This window comes from Nonomuraea sp. NPDC049419, from assembly GCF_040676995.1.
Taxonomy (GTDB): domain Bacteria; phylum Actinomycetota; class Actinomycetes; order Streptosporangiales; family Streptosporangiaceae; genus Nonomuraea; species Nonomuraea salmonea.
The window spans coordinates 248,818-265,953 of the sequence record NZ_JBFAQB010000006.1 but is presented as its reverse complement, the minus strand read 5'-3'; the positions used below and the strand labels follow the sequence as shown (position 1 = coordinate 265,953).

Below are 17,136 nucleotides of genomic sequence, written 5' to 3'. Positions count from 1 at the left end.
GCGAGATGGACGCGTCAGCCGAGGTGCGCGTGAGCGACCACGCCTTCGGGCTGCTGGACGACGGCGACCTGCCGATCGGGACGGCCGACCACTCCAACGGGCTGATCATCGTGATGTCTGCCGGCGCGCTCCTCTACACCGGCATCGACACCGGCACCGTCCACGTCACCCTCACGCTCGCCGAGCCGCCCGGCGACATCGACCCCTCCTGGGAGGACGTGGTCGAGGCGAGCGTGCACGCGCCACGCGGCCGGCTCCGCCTCGACTCCCCGGACAACGGCCCCGTGCCCGCCGTCCCCCTGCTCAGCGCGGCGGGCCCCGGCTGGTACCGGGTCCTGGCCTGCGTACGTGGCCGGGACCGCCACTTCGACGCCGTGCACGACGACCCCGGCGAGGCGTACCACCTGTGGGTGTGGCCGGCCCCACCGGCGCCGGCCGCCCTCATCCGCACCACCGACCGCTGCGGCGCCGCCCTGCGCGCCACCCCGGCCCGGCGCCCGCCCCGGCAGGAGAGCGGGCAGGAGGCCGGGCAGGAGGCCGGGCGGCGGACCGGGGACCGGCTGGACGAGGCGATCCGCCGGGCCACCGGGCGGCCGCTCAAGGGGTGAGACGCCGCTGCCGGCGAGAAGCCCGGGACCCTCTCGGCCACGACCAGAGCCGAGGCGCGGCGGTCAGGCGGCCGGCTCGGGGTTGGCAGCCCTGAGCCGGAGCGTGTCGCCCTCGACGTCCACCGTGACCTTCCCGCCCTCGGTGACCTCGCCGGTCAGCAGCATGGCCGACAGCCGGTTGTCCAGCTCGCGGTGGACGGCGCGGCGCAGCGGGCGGGCGCCGAACTCCGGCTGGTGGCCGCGCTGGGCGAGCCAGTCCTTGGCGGCGTCGCTGACCTCCAGCGTGATGTCCTGGGCGCGCAGCCGGCCGCGGGTGCGCTCCAGCAGCAGGTCGATGATCTGGCGGAGCTGCTCGCGTTCGAGCCGCTTGAAGATGATCGTCTCGTCGATGCGGTTCAGCAGCTCGGGACGGATCGTGCGGCGCAGCAGGTCCATGAGCCGGTCCTCCAGCTCGGACACGTCCCCGGTGGCCTCCAGGATGAGCTCGGCGCCGATGTTGCTGGTCATGATGACGATGGCGTTGGTGAAGTCGACGGTGCGGCCCTGGCCGTCGGTGAGGCGGCCGTCGTCGAGCATCTGCAGCAGGATGTTCATCACGTCGGGGTGGGCCTTCTCGATCTCGTCGAGCAGGATCACGCAGTGCGGGCGGCGGCGTACGGCCTCGGTGAGCTGCCCCGCCTCCTCGTAGCCGACGTAGCCGGGCGGCGCGCCGATGAGCCGCGAGACCGTGTGCCGCTCCTGGAACTCGCTCATGTCGATGCGGACCATGTGGTCCTCGCCGCCGAACAGCGCGGCGGCCAGCGTCCTTGCCAGCTCGGTCTTGCCGACGCCCGTCGGGCCGAGGAACAGGAAGCTGCCGATGGGCCGGTTCGGGTCCGACAGGCCCGCGCGCGCCCTGCGTACGGCCTCGGCGATGGCGGTGACGGCCTCGTCCTGGCCGATGACCCGCTCGTGCAGGTGCTCCTCCAGCCGCATGAGGCGGTCGCGCTCCTGCTCGGTGAGCTGGGTGACGGGGATGCCGGTACGGCGCGAGACGACCTCGGCGATGTCCTCCACCATGACCTGCGGAGCGCTGTCGCGGTGCCGGCGGGCCCGCTCAAGCTCGGGGCGGAGTTTGGTGATCTGGGCGGTCACCTCCTTGGCCCGGTCGAAGTCGTCGGCGGAGACCGCCTGGTCCTTGTCGCGGCGCAGCGACTCCAGGCGTTCCTCCAGCTCGCGCACGTCGTTGCCGGGCGTGCTCGCGCGCAGCCGGACGCGGGCGGCGGCCTGGTCCATCAGGTCGATGGCCTTGTCGGGCAGGAAGCGGTCGGCGATGTAGCGGGCCGAGAGGGTGGCGGCGGCGTCGAGGGCCTCGTCGGTGATGCGGACCTGGTGGTGGGCCTCGTACGTGTCGCGCAGCCCAGCGAGGATCTCGACCGTCTGCTCCACGGTCGGCTCGGTGACCAGGATCGGCTGGAAGCGGCGCTCGAGCGCGGCGTCCCTCTCGATGTTCTTGCGGTACTCGTCGATCGTGGTGGCGGCGATGACGTGCAGCTCGCCGCGCGCCAGGGCGGGCTTGAGTATGTTGGCGGCGTCCATGCCGCCCTCGGCCGAGCCGGCTCCGACGAGCGTGTGCACCTCGTCGATGAACACGATCACCTCGTCGGCGTGCGCGCGCACCTCGTCGATGACCTTCTTGATGCGCTCCTCGAACTCGCCCCGGTACTTCGACCCGGCGACCATGCCGGTCAGGTCGAGCGCGATGACCCGCCGGTCCTTCAGCGGGCCGGGGACGCTGCCGTTCACGATGCGCTGGGCGATGCCCTCGACGATCGCGGTCTTGCCCACGCCGGGCTCGCCGATCAGGCACGGATTGTTCTTGGTGCGGCGTGAGAGCACCTCGATGGACTGCTCGATCTCGTCCTCGCGGCCCACGACCGGGTCCACGCGGCCCTGGCGGGCCTCCTCGGTGAGGTCGCGGCCGTACTCGTCGAGCGAGGGCGTGTCGCCGTTGCCGCGGCGGGGTGTGCCGGCGGGACGGGACACCGCGCCGGCCAGCACGGCCTGCTGCAGTTCGTTGGCGGAGACGCCCTGCTCGCTCAGGACGCGTGCGGCGGTGGAGTCGGGGTTGGCGGCCAGCGCGAGCAGCAGGTGTTCCGGCCCGATGTAGGAGGAGCCGAGCGCGCGCGAGACGCGCTGCGCGTCCAGGATGGCGCGTTTGGCGGCCGGCGAGAGCGTGGTGGGCGGCTCGGTGGCCTCGCCCGGTGTCGCGAGGTCGCCGATGCGGTGGCGCAGCCGTTCGACGTCCACGCCCGCGGTGGTCAGCAGCGAGCGGGTCGTGTCGGTGTCGGTCAGGGCGCCGAGGAGGTCGAGGACGTCGAGGTCGGGCGCGCCGCGCTGCCCGGCCCGCTCGACGGCCTGCCGCAGCGCCTCCCTGGCCGAGGCGCTGAGCAGCCGGCCGACGTCCACGCGCTGGACGCCCGGCCGGGCCGGCGGCCAGCCCTCCATGGCGCCGAACACCCGCCCCGTGAGCTCCTCGAACCCTCTGAACGGGTCTTCTCCGAAAAACGACCTGAACGGCATGTCCGACATGGATGTCCCCTCTCGCGCTCCGAGGGGACACCTAGCCAGCAGGACCGCAAGCATTGCCAGCGGTCGGCAAAGCCTCGAGAAGCCGTAGCGAGCACGGTACCCAAGATCGACTCGTCGCTCAACGTGCGGCCGGTATGCGGGCATCCCTGAGCAGACATCCATAGATACCGCACTTGAAAAGAATCTTCCACATGACTGACTTGTTTGGAAATTTCTTCCCAAATCTTCTTGACCTGGGCCGTTGACACTGGGAAAGCTGTGGCGGGAGTGCCGAAAGGTGAAAGGACCGCTCCCCCCATGGTCACCCTCCGCCCCTTCCAGCCAGGCGACGAGACCCCCCTGGTCGAAGCCTGGAACCGCAGCATGCCCGCCGACCCCACCACGGCCGGCTGGTTCAGGGACTGCGTGCTGCTCGACCCCAACTTCGACCCCGAGGGCCTGCGCGTGGCCGTGACCGGGGACGACGTGGTGGGCTGCGCGTACGCCGTCCGCCGCCTGATCCCGTTAGCGCCCGGCACCGACCTGGAGCCGGACGTCGGCTGGATCCCGTTCTTCTTCGTCGTCCCCGAGCACCGCGGCGGCGGCCTCGGCCGGCGGCTGCTGCAGGAGGCGGTGGCGTTCCTGGAGAGCCTCGGCCGCACCAAGGTGGAGTTCTCCTCCTACACCCCCCACTACGTGCTGCCGGGCGCGGACGCCGAGCTGTACCCCGCCGGGTTCCGGCTGCTCGGCGAGCTGGGCTTCCGGACGCTCTACTCGCCGGTCGCCATGGACCGCACGCTCGTCGGCTACCAGACCCCGCCCGACGTGCACGACCTGCGCCGGCAGCGCGAGCGCGACGGCTACGTCTTCCGCAGCCCCGAGATCGGCGAGCTGCCTGAGCTGATCAGGTTCGCCGCCGACGCCTTCAACCCCGACTGGGGCGAGGCGATCAGGCAGCACCGCGACCCCGCACGCATCGTGATCGCGAGAAAAGATCACATCGTGGGCTTCGCCCTGTACGCCGCCTACCGCGGCATCCCCGAGCGGTTCGGCCCCTTCGGCGTCGACCCCGGCCTGCGCGGCACCGGTCTCGGCAAGATCCTCCTCCACCTGACCATGACCAGGATGCGCGCGGAAGGGCTGCACTCGTCCTGGTTCCTGTGGACCGGCGCGACCAGCCCGGCAGGCCACCTCTACACCAAGGCCGGCTACGAGATCACCAGAAAGTTCCACGTGATGAGGCGATCCGCATGACACACGTACTCGCCATCGGGGCCCACGCGGGCGACATGGACCTGACCGCGGGCGCGGTGCTCGCCCAGCACGTGCTGCGCGGCGACCGCGCGACGCTGCTGCACCTGACGCTCGGCGAGCGCGGCCACCCCCGCATGACGGTGCCCGACTACGCCAAGCAGAAGCGCGAGGAGGCCGAGACGTTCGCCGGGAAGATCGGCGCCGGCGTGCGCTTCCTCGACTACGAGGACGGCCTGCTGCCCGAGGACGACGACACCAAGATGCGCGTCGGCGACATGATCAGGGAGCTGAAGCCGGACGTCATCCTCACGCACTGGAGCGCGTCGATCCACAAGGACCACGCCCGCACCCACCGCATCGTCGAGGACGCCCGCTTCTACGGCGGCCTGAAGACGCTCGAGCGCGAGCACGAGGCCTACTGGGCGAACGAGCTCTACTACGCCGACAACTGGGAGGACGCCGACGGCTTCGCGCCCGACACGTTCGTCGACCTGAGCGAGGAGGCGTACGAGATCTGGTCGCAGGCCATCACCGGCTACGCCTACGCCAGGGGCGAGACCTACGGCTTCCCGTACGTCGACTACTACCGCGCGCTGACCATCGTGCGCGGCGCGCCGGCCGGGTTCGAGCGGGCCCAGGCGTTCGCCGCGCCGAAGGGCTCGCGTCAGCTGCGTACGAAGTACTTCGGCAAGGGGGCGTAGGCATGAGACGACCGGTGATGAGGGCCGCGGCGATGGCGGCCGCGCTGGCGCTGGCCCTGGCGGGCTGCTCCGGCGGCGATGGCGGCGGTGGCGGCACGGCCAAGAGCGGCGACGCGCCGCCGCTGGTGATCCACGCCGTGGACGCGGGCACCTTCCAGGAGGACTTCAACCCGTACCACCTCGAAGGCGTGAACTTCGGGACCAGCGGGATGATCCACGAGACCCTCATGTACTTCAACAAGCTCAAGCCGGGCGAGGTCACGCCCTGGCTGGCCCTGGAGCACGAGTGGTCGAAGAAGGGCAAGGCGGTCACCTTCACGCTGCGGCAGGGCGTGAAGTGGTCCGACGGGCAGCCGTTCACCGCCGACGACGTGGCGTTCACCTTCGACATGCTGAAGAAGCACGCCTCGCTCAACAGGAGCGCGCTGGACATCGCCGGCACCGAGGTGCTCGCGCCCGACAAGGTGCGCATCGACTTCGGCGCCACCTCCTACGCCAAGCTGTACGACATCGCCGGCAACTCGCCCATCGTGCCCAAGCACATCTGGGAGAAGGAGAACGACCCGGCCACCTTCACCAACCCCAAGCCGGTCGGAACCGGGCCCTACACGCTGTCGAAGTTCTCCTCCCAGCTGTACGAGCTGGTCAAGAACCCGTCCTACTGGCAGCCCGGCAAGCCCGAGGTGCCGGTGCTGCGCTTCCCCGCGTACACCGCCAACGCCCTGCAGACCGCGCTGCAGCAGGGCGAGGTCGACTGGGCGGGCGCGTTCGTGCCCGACATCGACAAGATCTACGTGCAGGGCAAGCCGGAGCAGAACAAGTACTTCTTCCCGCCTGAGGGCCTGGTCAACCTGCTGCCCAACCTCACCCACCCGGTGCTGGGCAAGCCCGAGGTGCGCCAGGCCATCAGCCTCGCCATCGACCGGGACAAGATCGTCAAGGTGGCCGAGCGGGGCTACACCACGGTCGCCCACCCGACCGGCGTGACGATGCCGGGCGGCGAGGCGTACGTGCCGGAGGAGTACCGCGACGCCGCCTTCAAGGTGGACATCGACAAGGCCAAGGACCTGCTCAAGGGCATCGACCCGGCGCAGCTGACGTTCCAGCTGCTGGTGCCGTCGCCGTACACCGACTGGGTGAACGCCGCGCAGCTCATCCGCGAGGACCTCGCCAAGATCGGCATCACCGTCGAGACCAGGGGAGTGGCCTTCCAGGACTGGGTCTCCAAGGTCGGCAAGGGCGACTACGACCTGTCGATCAGGGGTACCCAGGCCGGGCCCACCCCGTACTTCCAGCTCCGCACGCTGCTCTACGGCAAGCTGGCCACGCCCGTCGGCGAGCCGGCCACCGGCAACTACCAGCGCTGGAAGGACGAGACCACCGACAAGCTGATCGCCGAGTACGCCGCCACCGAGGACCTCGCCGAGCAGCAGGCCGCCACCCAGGGCCTGGGCAAGATCATGGTGGAGAAGCTGCCCGCGCTGCCGCTGTTCTACAGCCCGTCCTGGGCGCAGTACCGCACCAACAAGTACGTCGGCTGGCCGTCCGAGCAGGACCCGTACGCGATGCCGTCGCCCTACACCTCGCCCGACGCGGCCGTGGTGCTGCTGAGACTGAAGCCGGCCGGCACGTGAGGTTCCTGGCCAGGCGGCTCGGCTTCTACCTCCTGACGGCCTGGGCCGCCATCACGCTCAACTTCCTGATCCCCCGGCTCATGCCGGGGGATCCGGTCGAGCTCCTGGTCGCCCGCATGAAGGGGAACGTGGAGCCGGCCGCCATCGACGCGATGCGCAAGGCGTTCGGCATCAGCGACGCCGGCCTGTGGCAGCAGTACGTGGACTACCTGGTCAACCTCGCCCACGGCGAGCTGGGCCGGTCGATCACGTTCTTCCCCACCGAGGTCTCCACGGTCATCGCCGACAGCCTGCCGTGGACGATCGGCCTCGTCGGCGTCGCCACGCTGATCAGCTACCTCATCGGCACCGCGCTCGGCGTGATCATGGCGTGGAAGCGCGGCACCTGGCTCGACGGCGTGCTGCCGGCCGCCACGTTCATGCACGCGGTGCCGTACTTCTGGGTCGCGCTGGCGCTGGTGTTCGTCTTCGGCGTGACGCTGCAGTGGTTCCCGGTCAGCCGCGCGTACGGGCTGGAGGTGACGCCCGGCTGGGACGGCGAGTTCATCCAGAGCGTGCTCTACCACGCCGCGCTGCCCGCGATCACCATCGTGATCGCCTCCATGGCCGACCGCATCCTCGGCATGCGCAACGTCATGGTGACCACGCTCGGCGAGGACTACGTGGTGATGGCCGAGGCCAAGGGCCTGACCTCGCGCCGGGTCATGTGGGCCTACGCCGCCCGCAACGCGATCCTGCCCAACATCACCAGCTTCGCGCTGTCGCTCGGCTTCGTGGTGGGCGGCTCGGTGCTGACCGAGATCGTCTTCTCCTACCCCGGCATCGGCTCGATGCTGCTCAAGGGCGTGGAGAACGAGGACTTCCCGCTCATGCAGGGCATCTTCCTCGTCATCTCGCTGGCCGTGCTCGTCGCGAACTTCCTGGCCGACCTGGCGTACGTGGTGCTCGACCCCCGGACCAGGCAGGAGTCGGAATGAAGATCAAGATCGGGGCCGGGATCCTCGTCTTCTTCGCGCTGGTGGCCGTGTTCGGGCCGCTGCTCATCGGCGCCGATCCCGCCGCCACCAGCGACGCCGGGCTGCAGGGCCCGTCGGCCGAGCACTGGCTCGGCACCACCCAGACCGGGCAGGACATCCTCGTCCAGCTCGTCTACGGCGCCCGCGTCTCGCTCGGCGTCGGCGTGCTGTCGGCGCTCATCGCGACCGTGCTCGCCGTCGCGGTCGGCCTGGTCGGCGGGTACGTCGGCGGCGCCGTGGACGAGGCGCTGTCGGTGCTCACCAACATCTTCCTCGTGCTGCCCGCACTCCCGCTCATCATCGTGCTGGCCGGCTACCTGCCGCAGCGCGGCGTCGCCTCGGTCGCCGTGGTGATCGCGGTGACCGGCTGGGCTTGGGGAGCGCGCGTCCTGCGCGCCCAGACCCTGTCGGTACGCCGCCGCGACTTCGTCCAGGCCGCCAGGGCGAGCGGCGAAGGACCGCTGCGGATCGTCTTCTTCGAGATCCTGCCGGTCCTGCTGCCCGTCATCGCCACCAGCTTCCTGGCCACCGTGGTCGCCGCCATCCTGGCCGAGGCCGGGCTGTCGTTCCTGGGCCTGGCCGACCTGTCCACCGTGAGCTGGGGCAGCATGCTGTACTTCGCGCAGAACGGGCAGGCGCTGCTCATCGGGGCCTGGTGGTGGTTCATCCCGCCCGGCCTGTGCATCGCGCTCATCGGCACCGGCCTCGCCCTGGTGAACTTCGGCATCGACGAGATCGCCAACCCGCGGCTGCGCACGATCAAGGTCCCCAGGAAGGCACGCGCATGAACGTCCTGGAAGTCCGCGACCTCGGCGTGGACTACCTGTCCGGCACCGGGGCCGTGCACGCGGTGTCGGGCGTCTCGCTCGACCTGCGCCGCGGCGAGATCCTCGGCCTGGCGGGCGAGAGCGGCAGCGGCAAGTCCACGCTGGCCAACGCGGTGGCGCGGCTGCTGCGCCCGCCCGCCACCGTCACCTCGGGGTCGGTCGTCTACCACCGCAGGGACGGCACCGCCGTGGACGTGCTCGCCCTCGGCAGGAACGAGCTGCGCGCCTTCCGCTGGAAGGAGCTGGCCGTCGTCTTCCAGAGCGCCATGAACTCCCTCAACCCGGTCAGCACCGTGGGCGCCCAGATCGACGACGTGCTGCGCATCCACGCGCCCCGCATGTCCCGCTCCGAGCGCACCGAGCGCGCCGTGGAGCTGCTGCAACGCGTCGGCATCAGCGCCGACCGCCGCCGCTCCTACCCGCACGAGCTGTCCGGCGGCATGCGCCAGCGCGCAGCCATCGCCATCGCGCTCGCGCTCAACCCCGAGATCATCATCATGGACGAGCCGACGACCGCGCTCGACGTGGTCGTGCAGCGCGACATCCTGGCCGAGATCAAGGCATTGCGCGAGGAGTACGGCTTCGCGGTCGTCTTCATCACCCACGACCTGTCGCTGCTCATGGAGATCTCCGACAGGATCGCCATCATGTACGCGGGCCGGGTCGTGGAGACCGGGACGGCCAAGGCGCTGCACCGGTCGCCGCGCCATCCGTACACGCTGGGCCTGCTGCGCTCCTTCCCCCGCCTGCGCGGGCCGCGCGAGGAGCTGCTCGGCATCCCCGGCACCCCGCCCGACCTGCGCACCCCGCCGCCCGGCTGCGCCTTCCACCCCCGGTGCGCCAAGGCGTTCGAGGAGTGCTCGCGGACTCTTCCGGTGCTTCGTGCCAGGACGGACGGCGAGGTCGCGTGCCTGCTCAACGACGGGAGGGGTCTCTCATGAACACTGACATGAACATCCTGGAGGGACGCAACCTCACCAAGCACTTCACCGCCGCCCGCGGCCCGCGCGGCCGCTTCGGCAAGCGCCCTCCGGTGCGGGCCGTCGAGGACGTCTCGATCGCGCTGCGCGCCGGCTCGGTGACGGCGCTGGTCGGGGAGAGCGGCTGCGGCAAGAGCACGGTCGCGCGGCTGCTCGCCCAGGTCTATCCGGCCACGTCGGGCGAGGTGCTGCTGCGCGGCGAGCCGGTACGCGCCCACCGCGGCGCCGCGTTCAAGGAGTACCGGCGCCAGGTCCAGCTCATCTTCCAGGACCCCTTCGCCTCCCTGAACCCCTTCCACCGCGTGCGCTACCACCTGGCCAGGCCGCTGCGCCTGCACGGCCACGCCCGCACCGAGGCCGAGGAGCGCGAGCAGGTCGCCGAGCTGCTCGAACGCGTCAGCCTCACGCCGGTCGAGCAGTTCATGGACAAGATGCCGCACGAGCTGTCCGGCGGGCAGCGGCAGCGGGTGGCGATCGCGCGGGCGCTCGCCGTCCGTCCCGTCGCGCTCATCGCCGACGAGCCCGTGTCCATGCTGGACGTCTCCATCAGGCTCGGCGTCCTGCGGCTGCTGGAGGGGCTGGCCAGGGACAACGATCTCGCGCTGCTCTACATCACGCACGACATCGCCAGCGCCCGCTACTTCGCCGAGGACATCACGGTCATGTACGCGGGCCGGCTCATCGAGAGCGGGCCCAGCGAGGAGCTGACGCAGTCACCGCGGCACCCGTACACGCAGCTGCTGCTGGAGTCGGCTCCCGACCCCGACCGGATGGCGGCCCCGGCGGGCAAGCGGCACGGCGAGCCGCCCAGCCTCATCGCCCCGCCGACCGGCTGCCGGTTCCACCCGCGCTGCCCGGTGGCGCTGCCGGTCTGCTCGACCGAGGTGCCGGGACGTACCGAGCTGGGCGAGGGGCACTGGACCCACTGCTGGCAGGCCGAGGCGACGGTCACCACACCGTGAACGGCAGGGCGGCGTAGACGCGGGCGGCGTCGGCGAGCTCGCCGACGCCGATCCGCTCGTCCGTCTGGTGCATCAGGGAGACGTCGCCCGGCCCGAAGATCACTGTTGGGACGCCGGTCGGCGGCTGCAGCACCGACGCATCCGTGAAGTAGGCGGCGCCGCCGACCTCGGGCCGGCGCCGCAGCACCTCCTCGGCCGCCCCCTGCACGGCTGCGACCAGCGGATCATCGGCAGGCGTGGAGACGGGGGAGCGGTCGTAGGTCACCTCGACCGTGGCGCGGAACGCCGGGTCGCGCCGGGCGGCCTCCTCCAGCACGGCCTGGAAGCGCGCCGCCGGCTCCCTGGCGTGTTGCCCCGGCACCGTACGGATGTCGAAGTCCACCGCGCAGGCGTCGGGCACCACGTTCAGCGCGCTGCCCCCGCTGATCACGGTGGGCGTGGACGTGGCCGCGGTGAGCAACGGGTGCGGCGGTCCCGACACGTCGACCGCCGCCAGCTCAGGCAGCACCCGCGCCATGTTGAGTATCGCGTTCACTCCGAGGTCGGGACGCGACGCATGCGCCCCCGTCCCGCGAACGACCACCCGCAACCGCACACACCCCTTGTGCGCGACCACCACCCGCATCCCGGTCGGCTCACCGACCACCATCCACCCCGCCCCGGTCATGCCCCCGGACGCCAGCAGCCGCCGCGCCCCCGCACAGTCGACCTCCTCACCGGCCAGCGCATGCAGCACCACATCACCCGGCAGCCGGCGCCCGGACCGCTTGATGGCGATCATCGCGGAGAGCATCGCCGCCAGCCCGCCCTTCATGTCCACGGCCCCGCGCCCCCACACCATCCCGTCCGCGATCTCCGCGCCGAACGGATCCCGCGTCCAGGCAGCCGACCCGACCGTCACGGTGTCGAGGTGCCCGCAGTAGACGAAAGCCCGCGAATCCTCCCCGGCTCCCGCCAACCGGACGGTCACGTTGGTCCGGTCAGGCGCCACCTCATCCGCCCGCACCTCCAGCCCCGCCGCCCTGGCCGCCTCGGCCAGCACCCGGGCGACCCCAGCCTCGTCACCGGGCGGATTACACGAGTCAACCCGCACCAGCCGCTGCGCGAGCCCCACGACCTCATCGGCATCCACGATCACAGCCGCGATCCTACGCTCCCGGCCGGAGGGGGGCCGGCCGTTGAAGCCGGCGTGTGACCGGCCCTTCCTACGTCGGCACGGCCGGGACGGACGGGCGGGTCAGGGGTGGACAGGATGCTCCGAGTGATGGTCATGGTCGTCTCGGCGCTGCCGACGTCCGCGCTGAAGGGCTCCGCATGGATGGACATCGACCCGGCCCTGGAGCGGCGGCCCGACGGCACGGTGGCGCCCGCCGTCGCCGACATCGACCTGGCCTTCTCAGCGGTCGAGCAACTCCACCCGAACCCGGGCCGGAGCCGTGCCGTCCTCCGCCGGCCCCACCCGCACCGGCATGCCGGACACCTGCGACAGCGCGGCTCCCGTAGGCGCCGGAGCGGTGTCCATCGTCGCCGGCCGGGGCCAGACCACCTCGGGCGGCTCCTTGAGCGCGCTCTTGTCCGCCAGGTCCGTTGGCCGTCCACCCCGGCAGGAGCCGATCGCCACCGGCCGCTTCACCGCAGGAAGGCGCGGTTTCACGGCGGTTACTCCTGAGCCTGCGAAAACCCGCTCCTGCGAGGCCGTCGCTTCCTTCCGCGCCTGACCGCTTGGTAGAACAGGCAAATGCCCGCAAGACGGCACCCCACCCCGACAAGGAGCAGCCCGTGACCGACGACTCCCCGCTCAGCCGGATCGACACCAGCCGACCCAGCCAGGCCAGAGCGTGGAACTACTGGTTAGGCGGCAAGCACTACTACCCGGCGGACAAAGAGCTGGCCGACATGCTCGAGAAGCACTATCCCGGCATGCAGGAGATCGCGGTGCACACCCGGGCGTTCCTGCGGCGCGCGGTCCGTCACCTGGCCGAGGAGGAGGGCATCCGCCAGTTCCTCGACATCGGCACCGGCCTGCCCACCGAGGACAACACCCACGAGGTGGCCCAGCGCGTCGACCCGGCCAGCCGCATCGTCTACGTCGACAACGACCCCGTCGTCCTGCTCCACGCGCGCGCCCTGCTGACCAGCCACCCCGACGGCAGCTGCGACTACCTGGAGGCCGACGTCCGCGACCCCGACGACATCCTCACCCGCGCGGCCCGCACCCTCGACTTCACCCGGCCGACCGCGGTCATGCTGCTCGGCGTCCTCGGCACCGTACGCGACGACGACGACGCCTACGCGCTGATCCAGCGCTACATGGACGTCCTGCCCTCCGGCAGCTACCTGATGATCGAGGACGGCACCAAGACGGTCAAACCGGAAGCGGCGGCCGAGGCCGAGCAGCTGCGCGACGACGGCCACGTCTACAGCTACGAACTACGCACACCCGAGCGGATCGAACGCTTCTTCGCCGGCCTGCGCCTGCTCGACCCCGGCGTGGTGTCGGTGTCACAGTGGCGCTCGGAGGAGGAGCCGGTCAACGGGTTGCCCGAGCCAGTGGACGCATACTGCGGCGTGGCTGGCAAACCCTAGCCGGTGGACGCGCATCGCGCCGTCACCCGCGGACCCAGCCCGTCTTCGCGGCGGCGAGCTCCCGGAGCAAGCCGGCGGTCTGCTCGGGTGGCAGGGCCGCCAGGCCCAGCTCGTCCATCAGGGCGTGGTAGGGCAGCACGTCGGCGCTCTTGGTCAGGTAGTGGGCCGTGGTGAGCTGCTCGATGTAGACGACGTCGGGCAGCTGCTGCTGCGGGAAGCGCAGGATCGTCACCGGGCCGAGCCCACCGGCGCAGTCGCTGGAGGTGAACGGCAGCACCTGGATGGTGACGTGCGGCAACTCGCTCATCTTCGCCAGGTGCTCCCACTGGGCGCGCATGATCGCCTCGCCGGCGACGCGGCGGTGCAGCGCGGCCTCGTCCAGCACCACCCAGAGCCGCGCGGGATCGTCCCTGGTCAGGACGCGCCGGCGGCGCATCCGCAGCGCCACCCGCTGCTCGATGCTGTAACTCCCGGCGTTCTTGGCGCCCTGGGTGATGACCGCCCGCGCGTAGTCCTCGGTCTGCAGCAGGCCGGGCACCAGCTGCACCTCGTAGGCGCGGATGAGGCAGGCGTCCTGCTCCAGCCCCAGGAAGGGCTCGAACCAGTCGGGGATCGCCTCGCGGTATTCCTGCCACCAGCTCGGCGCGTTGGCCTGCTCGACCAGCGCGAGCAGGCTGGCCCGCGCGCCGTCGTCGGTGACGCCGTACAGGGTCAGCAGGTCGGCCACGTCACGCGCCTTGAACCCGGTGCGCCCGGCCTCCATGCGGCTGATCTTCGAGTTGGACCCCCGGATGAGGAACGCGGCCTCCTCGCGGCTGATCCCCTGCGCCTCCCGCAGCCGCCGCAGCTGGGCCCCGATCAGGGCCCGCAGGGTCGTCGGTGCGGACCAGAGCCCGCTGCCGTCAGAGACGTCGTTCAGGTCGCTCATGTCAGCAGCAGGCATCCATGCTCCTCGGTTCCGGGACCCTCGCCGCACTCCATCCTGGCACGAACCAACGCGCGTGAGCCCGCTGATTCTCGCAAGAAGATCGGCCGCGTCGCCCGCCTGATCAGGTGATATCGCGACGAAGTGTGACGAGCCGGGCGATCACCACGATGACCGCCACATACCCGGCGAACACCACCGCCCCGCCCCACGCGGGCAGTAACGTCGCCGTCTCGATCGGCAGTGAGCCCACCGCCCTGGCGGCCCCCGTCGGGAGCCAGGGATAGACGCCGGGCGTCAGCCAGCCCAGGAAGTAGTCGCCGTACGTGAAGATCAGGGCGGCCAGGAAGACCGCCGCGACCTGGCTTCTGACCAGGACGGCCAGGGCCACCCCGAACACCGCGTACCCGGTCGTCGCGAGCACCCCGCCCGCGAGCGCGGGCACCACCTCCGCGCTCCACACCGGCAGCCCCTTGACGGCCAGCAGCGCCACTCCGGCCACGACCGTCGCCACCGCCGCCGTCAGCGCCACCAGCAGGCCGATGAGACCGTACGCCGCCAGCTTCGCCGTCACCACCGGCCCCCGCCGCGGTGTGACGAGGAAGGACCAGGTGATGGTCTGATGCCGGAACTCGCCGGACATGCCCAGGATGCCGAGAATCAGGGTGAAGACGTACGCCTGCTGCGCCATCGCGTACACGCCGACCGGCGCCGGCGCCTCCTCCGGCGGCGACAGCATGACGATGAGCACCGCCCACGCCACACAGAAGACGGGCGCGATCGCGGCGAGGATCCACGTGACGCGATTGGCGCCGGCCTTGACCAGCTCCGCAAGGACAAGCCGAGCCATCGGACCACCTCTGAGTAGAGCTGGGCGGGTCATGGTGCCTGGGCGGGTCATCCGGTCACCTCCAGGTAGAGCTCCTCCAGGCTCGCCGCCTCCGGCATCGGACCGCTCCATCGCAGCCGGCCGGCCGCGATGATCACCACGTGGTCGGCGATCTGCTCGGCCTCGGCGAGCACGTGCGTGGAGACCAGCACGCCGTGACCGTCCATCGCGTACGCGCGCAGGAACCCGCGCAGCCAGCGCATGCCGGCCGGGTCGAGCCCGTTGGCCGGCTCGTCCAGGATCAGCAGGCTCGGGTCGCCCAGCAGCGCGGTCGCCAGCGCGAGCCGTTGCCGCATGCCCAGCGAGAACCCCCGCACCTTCCTGCCCCCGGCACCGTCGAGGCCGGTGAGGTCGAGCACCTCCCCGACTCGCGCCGCGTCGATCCCGGCCGCGATCGCCAAGGCCCGCAAGTGCGCCTCGGCTGTGAGCCCGGGATGGAACGAGGTGGCCTCCAGGACCGCGCCGACCTCATGCAAGGGCCGCTCCAGCGCCCGATATGCACGTCCGCCGACCGTCACCCGCCCCGCGTCCGGCTGGACCAGCCCGAGGATCATGCGCAGCGTGGTCGTCTTGCCTGCCCCGTTGGGGCCGAGGAAAGCGGTGATGGCTCCGGGAGGAGTGGCGAAGGACAGGTCGTCGACGGCCACGACCTTCCCGAACGACTTCCTCGCGTGCTCGACACTGATCGTTGTCACATGTTCAGCTTGGCGAACGGGCCGGCCCGCCGCATGAGAGCACGGGTGGAACCTGCTTCAACCCGTGGGTTGATGACCCGAGCCCGGCGCCCGGCTACCGTGACCTCGTGGCCATGCCCAGCCCTCCAGCCCCCCACAACACCCCAGGCCCGGCACCCGCCGACGCCTCCGCCAGTCCGGCGCTTGGCGACGTCCCTGCTCGTTCGGTGTCCGGTGGTGGCGCTCGTCCCGTGTTCGACGATGCCGCCGCCCGCTCGGCGGCTCGCGTCCTCTCCGCGTTGCGTGCGGTCCTTCCTGCGCGGCCACTGACGCGTGCCCTTGCCGTGCTGCTCGTGCTCTACCTCGCCTACGGGCCGGTCACCATCGTCGTCACGCGCCCCACCGCGGCTGCCGCTCTGCTCGTGCTGCCGGTGGCGTTCGGTGCGCTCGGTGCCTGCCTGTGGGCGCTGGCCGGGGGCGACCAGCGGCGCAACGCCTGGCTGTTGCTGGTCACCACCGCCGGCGCGTTCGCCATGAACCTGATCGAGCCCTACACCGGCATCGCCCTCTGCTTCGTCATCATCTTCACCGCCGCGTTCCGCACCCGGCCGCGCGCTGCGATGGCGCTGACCACGCTGGTGCTCGTCGGCATGCCGCTCACCACGTACGTGATGGTCCGGGAAGCGGGCACGGCCTGGGGGCTGGCGGCGGGGAGCGCCTACAGTGCGGTGTTCGCGTTCCTGCTCGCCAGCCAGATCGCCACAAAGCGGCAGGCCGCCGAGGTGGCCGAGGCACGGGCGCGCGAGGCGGTGCTGTCGGAGCGGGCCCGGCTGGCCCGCGAGGTGCACGACATCCTGGCCCACGCCCAATCGGCGCAGATCGTGCACCTGGAGAGCGTACGCATGCTGCTGAAACAGGGCGGCGACCGGGCCACCGCGCTCGACCGCGTCGACAAGGCCGTCGGGCTCGCGCGGGCGAGCCTGGAGGAGACCCGCAGAGCGCTCGACACGCTCCGCGGCGACGACCTGCCGCTGCGGGAGCGGCTCGAACGGCTGGCGGCGGAGTTCCGCGCCGCCACGGGGAGGGAGTGCGCGGTGTCGATCGACGACGGCGCGTCAGCGGCGGGCGCGGAGGCCCGGCTGGCCATCGCCCGTACGGCGCAGGAGGCGCTGACGAACATCCGCAAGCACGCACCCGGGGCCACGGCCGAGCTGCGGCTGCGCCGCGTGGACCGCTGGAACGAGCTGGAGGTGCGCGACCACGGCGGACACCCCGCCCCGCCCGCGACGCCCGGCGGCGGCTACGGCCTCATCGGCATGCGCGAACGCGCGGCGCTCATCGGCGGCACCTTGGAGACGTGCGCCGATGCGGACGGCTTCACCGTGCTGCTGCGGGTGCCGGGATGAGGGCGGTGACGCTGCGACGCCTTGGGTGCGCCGGGAGTCCCTTGGCCGTCGGCTGGAGGGCGGTGGCACGGCGACACATCGAGGGCATCAGCAGTCCCTCGGCCGACGGAGAGAGGATGGCGGA

The 17,136-nt window shown here is 71.4% G+C and carries 16 protein-coding genes; 10 read left to right on the top strand and 6 right to left on the bottom strand.

The window, feature by feature from the left end; all coding sequences use genetic code 11:
* The first annotated feature begins 5 nt into the window (after positions 1-5).
* Positions 6-608, top strand: a complete 603-nt coding sequence (locus AB0K12_RS20905) for a hypothetical protein (RefSeq protein WP_364563396.1) — start codon at positions 6-8, stop codon at positions 606-608.
* A gap of 63 nt (positions 609-671) precedes the next feature.
* Here AB0K12_RS20905 and AB0K12_RS20900 read toward each other — a convergent pair whose 3' ends face one another.
* Positions 672-3,179 carry an ATP-dependent Clp protease ATP-binding subunit gene (locus AB0K12_RS20900; RefSeq protein WP_364563393.1) on the bottom strand — a complete coding sequence of 836 codons (2,508 nt, stop codon included), beginning with the start codon at positions 3,177-3,179 and terminating at the stop codon, positions 672-674.
* A 297-nt stretch (positions 3,180-3,476) separates the two neighbouring features.
* Between AB0K12_RS20900 and AB0K12_RS20895 the strand changes: the two genes are divergently transcribed.
* Genes AB0K12_RS20895 through AB0K12_RS20865 form a run of 7 tightly spaced genes read left to right on the top strand, consistent with a single transcriptional unit; the run spans position 3,477 to position 10,532 of the window.
* The gene (locus tag AB0K12_RS20895) at positions 3,477-4,412 is read left to right on the top strand and encodes a GNAT family N-acetyltransferase (protein WP_364563390.1); all 936 of its coding nucleotides are present in this window, start codon (positions 3,477-3,479) and stop codon (positions 4,410-4,412) included.
* Positions 4,409-5,113, top strand: coding sequence for a PIG-L family deacetylase (locus AB0K12_RS20890; RefSeq protein WP_364563387.1), 705 nt, complete (start codon positions 4,409-4,411; stop codon positions 5,111-5,113). The genes AB0K12_RS20895 and AB0K12_RS20890 overlap by 4 nt, the downstream gene beginning before the upstream one ends.
* Positions 5,114-5,115: 2 nt before the next feature.
* Positions 5,116-6,747 (top strand): ABC transporter substrate-binding protein, encoded by a 1,632-nt coding sequence (locus tag AB0K12_RS20885; RefSeq protein WP_364563384.1) that lies wholly within the window; start codon positions 5,116-5,118, stop codon positions 6,745-6,747.
* Positions 6,744-7,724 carry an ABC transporter permease gene (locus AB0K12_RS20880; protein WP_345404909.1) on the top strand — a complete coding sequence of 327 codons (981 nt, stop codon included), beginning with the start codon at positions 6,744-6,746 and terminating at the stop codon, positions 7,722-7,724. The genes AB0K12_RS20885 and AB0K12_RS20880 overlap by 4 nt, the downstream gene beginning before the upstream one ends.
* On the top strand, positions 7,721-8,551 hold the full coding sequence (locus AB0K12_RS20875) for an ABC transporter permease (protein WP_364563380.1): 831 nt from the start codon (positions 7,721-7,723) through the stop codon (positions 8,549-8,551). The genes AB0K12_RS20880 and AB0K12_RS20875 overlap by 4 nt, the downstream gene beginning before the upstream one ends.
* Positions 8,548-9,531, top strand: a complete 984-nt coding sequence (locus AB0K12_RS20870; protein WP_364563377.1) for an ABC transporter ATP-binding protein — start codon at positions 8,548-8,550, stop codon at positions 9,529-9,531. Before AB0K12_RS20875 ends, AB0K12_RS20870 begins: the two co-directional genes overlap by 4 nt.
* On the top strand, positions 9,528-10,532 hold the full coding sequence (locus AB0K12_RS20865; protein WP_364563374.1) for an ABC transporter ATP-binding protein: 1,005 nt from the start codon (positions 9,528-9,530) through the stop codon (positions 10,530-10,532). Before AB0K12_RS20870 ends, AB0K12_RS20865 begins: the two co-directional genes overlap by 4 nt.
* On the opposite strand, the gene AB0K12_RS20860 is transcribed toward AB0K12_RS20865, so the two are convergent.
* Together AB0K12_RS20860 and AB0K12_RS20855 are read right to left on the bottom strand one after the other, a co-directional pair.
* Positions 10,519-11,670: a M20 family metallopeptidase gene (locus AB0K12_RS20860; protein WP_364563372.1), complete on the bottom strand. Its 1,152-nt coding sequence runs from the start codon at positions 11,668-11,670 to the stop codon at positions 10,519-10,521. The two genes, AB0K12_RS20865 and AB0K12_RS20860, sit on opposite strands and share 14 nt — an antisense overlap.
* 258 nt (positions 11,671-11,928) lie before the next feature.
* Positions 11,929-12,186, bottom strand: coding sequence for a hypothetical protein (locus AB0K12_RS20855; RefSeq protein ID WP_364563370.1), 258 nt, complete (start codon positions 12,184-12,186; stop codon positions 11,929-11,931).
* Positions 12,187-12,311: 125 nt separating this feature from the next.
* Here AB0K12_RS20855 and AB0K12_RS20850 point away from each other — a divergent pair, with 125 nt between their 5' ends.
* Positions 12,312-13,118 (top strand): SAM-dependent methyltransferase, encoded by an 807-nt coding sequence (locus AB0K12_RS20850; RefSeq protein WP_364563368.1) that lies wholly within the window; start codon positions 12,312-12,314, stop codon positions 13,116-13,118.
* A 22-nt stretch (positions 13,119-13,140) separates the two neighbouring features.
* Here AB0K12_RS20850 and AB0K12_RS20845 read toward each other — a convergent pair whose 3' ends face one another.
* The 3 genes from AB0K12_RS20845 to AB0K12_RS20835 form a co-directional block, all read right to left on the bottom strand.
* The gene (locus AB0K12_RS20845) at positions 13,141-14,061 is read right to left on the bottom strand and encodes a helix-turn-helix transcriptional regulator (protein WP_364563366.1); all 921 of its coding nucleotides are present in this window, start codon (positions 14,059-14,061) and stop codon (positions 13,141-13,143) included.
* A gap of 106 nt (positions 14,062-14,167) precedes the next feature.
* The gene (locus AB0K12_RS20840; protein ID WP_364563363.1) at positions 14,168-14,893 is read right to left on the bottom strand and encodes an ABC transporter permease; all 726 of its coding nucleotides are present in this window, start codon (positions 14,891-14,893) and stop codon (positions 14,168-14,170) included.
* A 47-nt stretch (positions 14,894-14,940) separates the two neighbouring features.
* Positions 14,941-15,627 carry an ATP-binding cassette domain-containing protein gene (locus tag AB0K12_RS20835; protein ID WP_364563360.1) on the bottom strand — a complete coding sequence of 229 codons (687 nt, stop codon included), beginning with the start codon at positions 15,625-15,627 and terminating at the stop codon, positions 14,941-14,943.
* 230 nt (positions 15,628-15,857) lie between these two features.
* On the opposite strand from AB0K12_RS20835, the gene AB0K12_RS20830 reads away from it, so the two are divergent.
* Positions 15,858-17,012: a histidine kinase gene (locus AB0K12_RS20830; RefSeq protein ID WP_364563358.1), complete on the top strand. Its 1,155-nt coding sequence runs from the start codon at positions 15,858-15,860 to the stop codon at positions 17,010-17,012.
* The last annotated feature ends 124 nt before the right edge of the window (positions 17,013-17,136 follow it).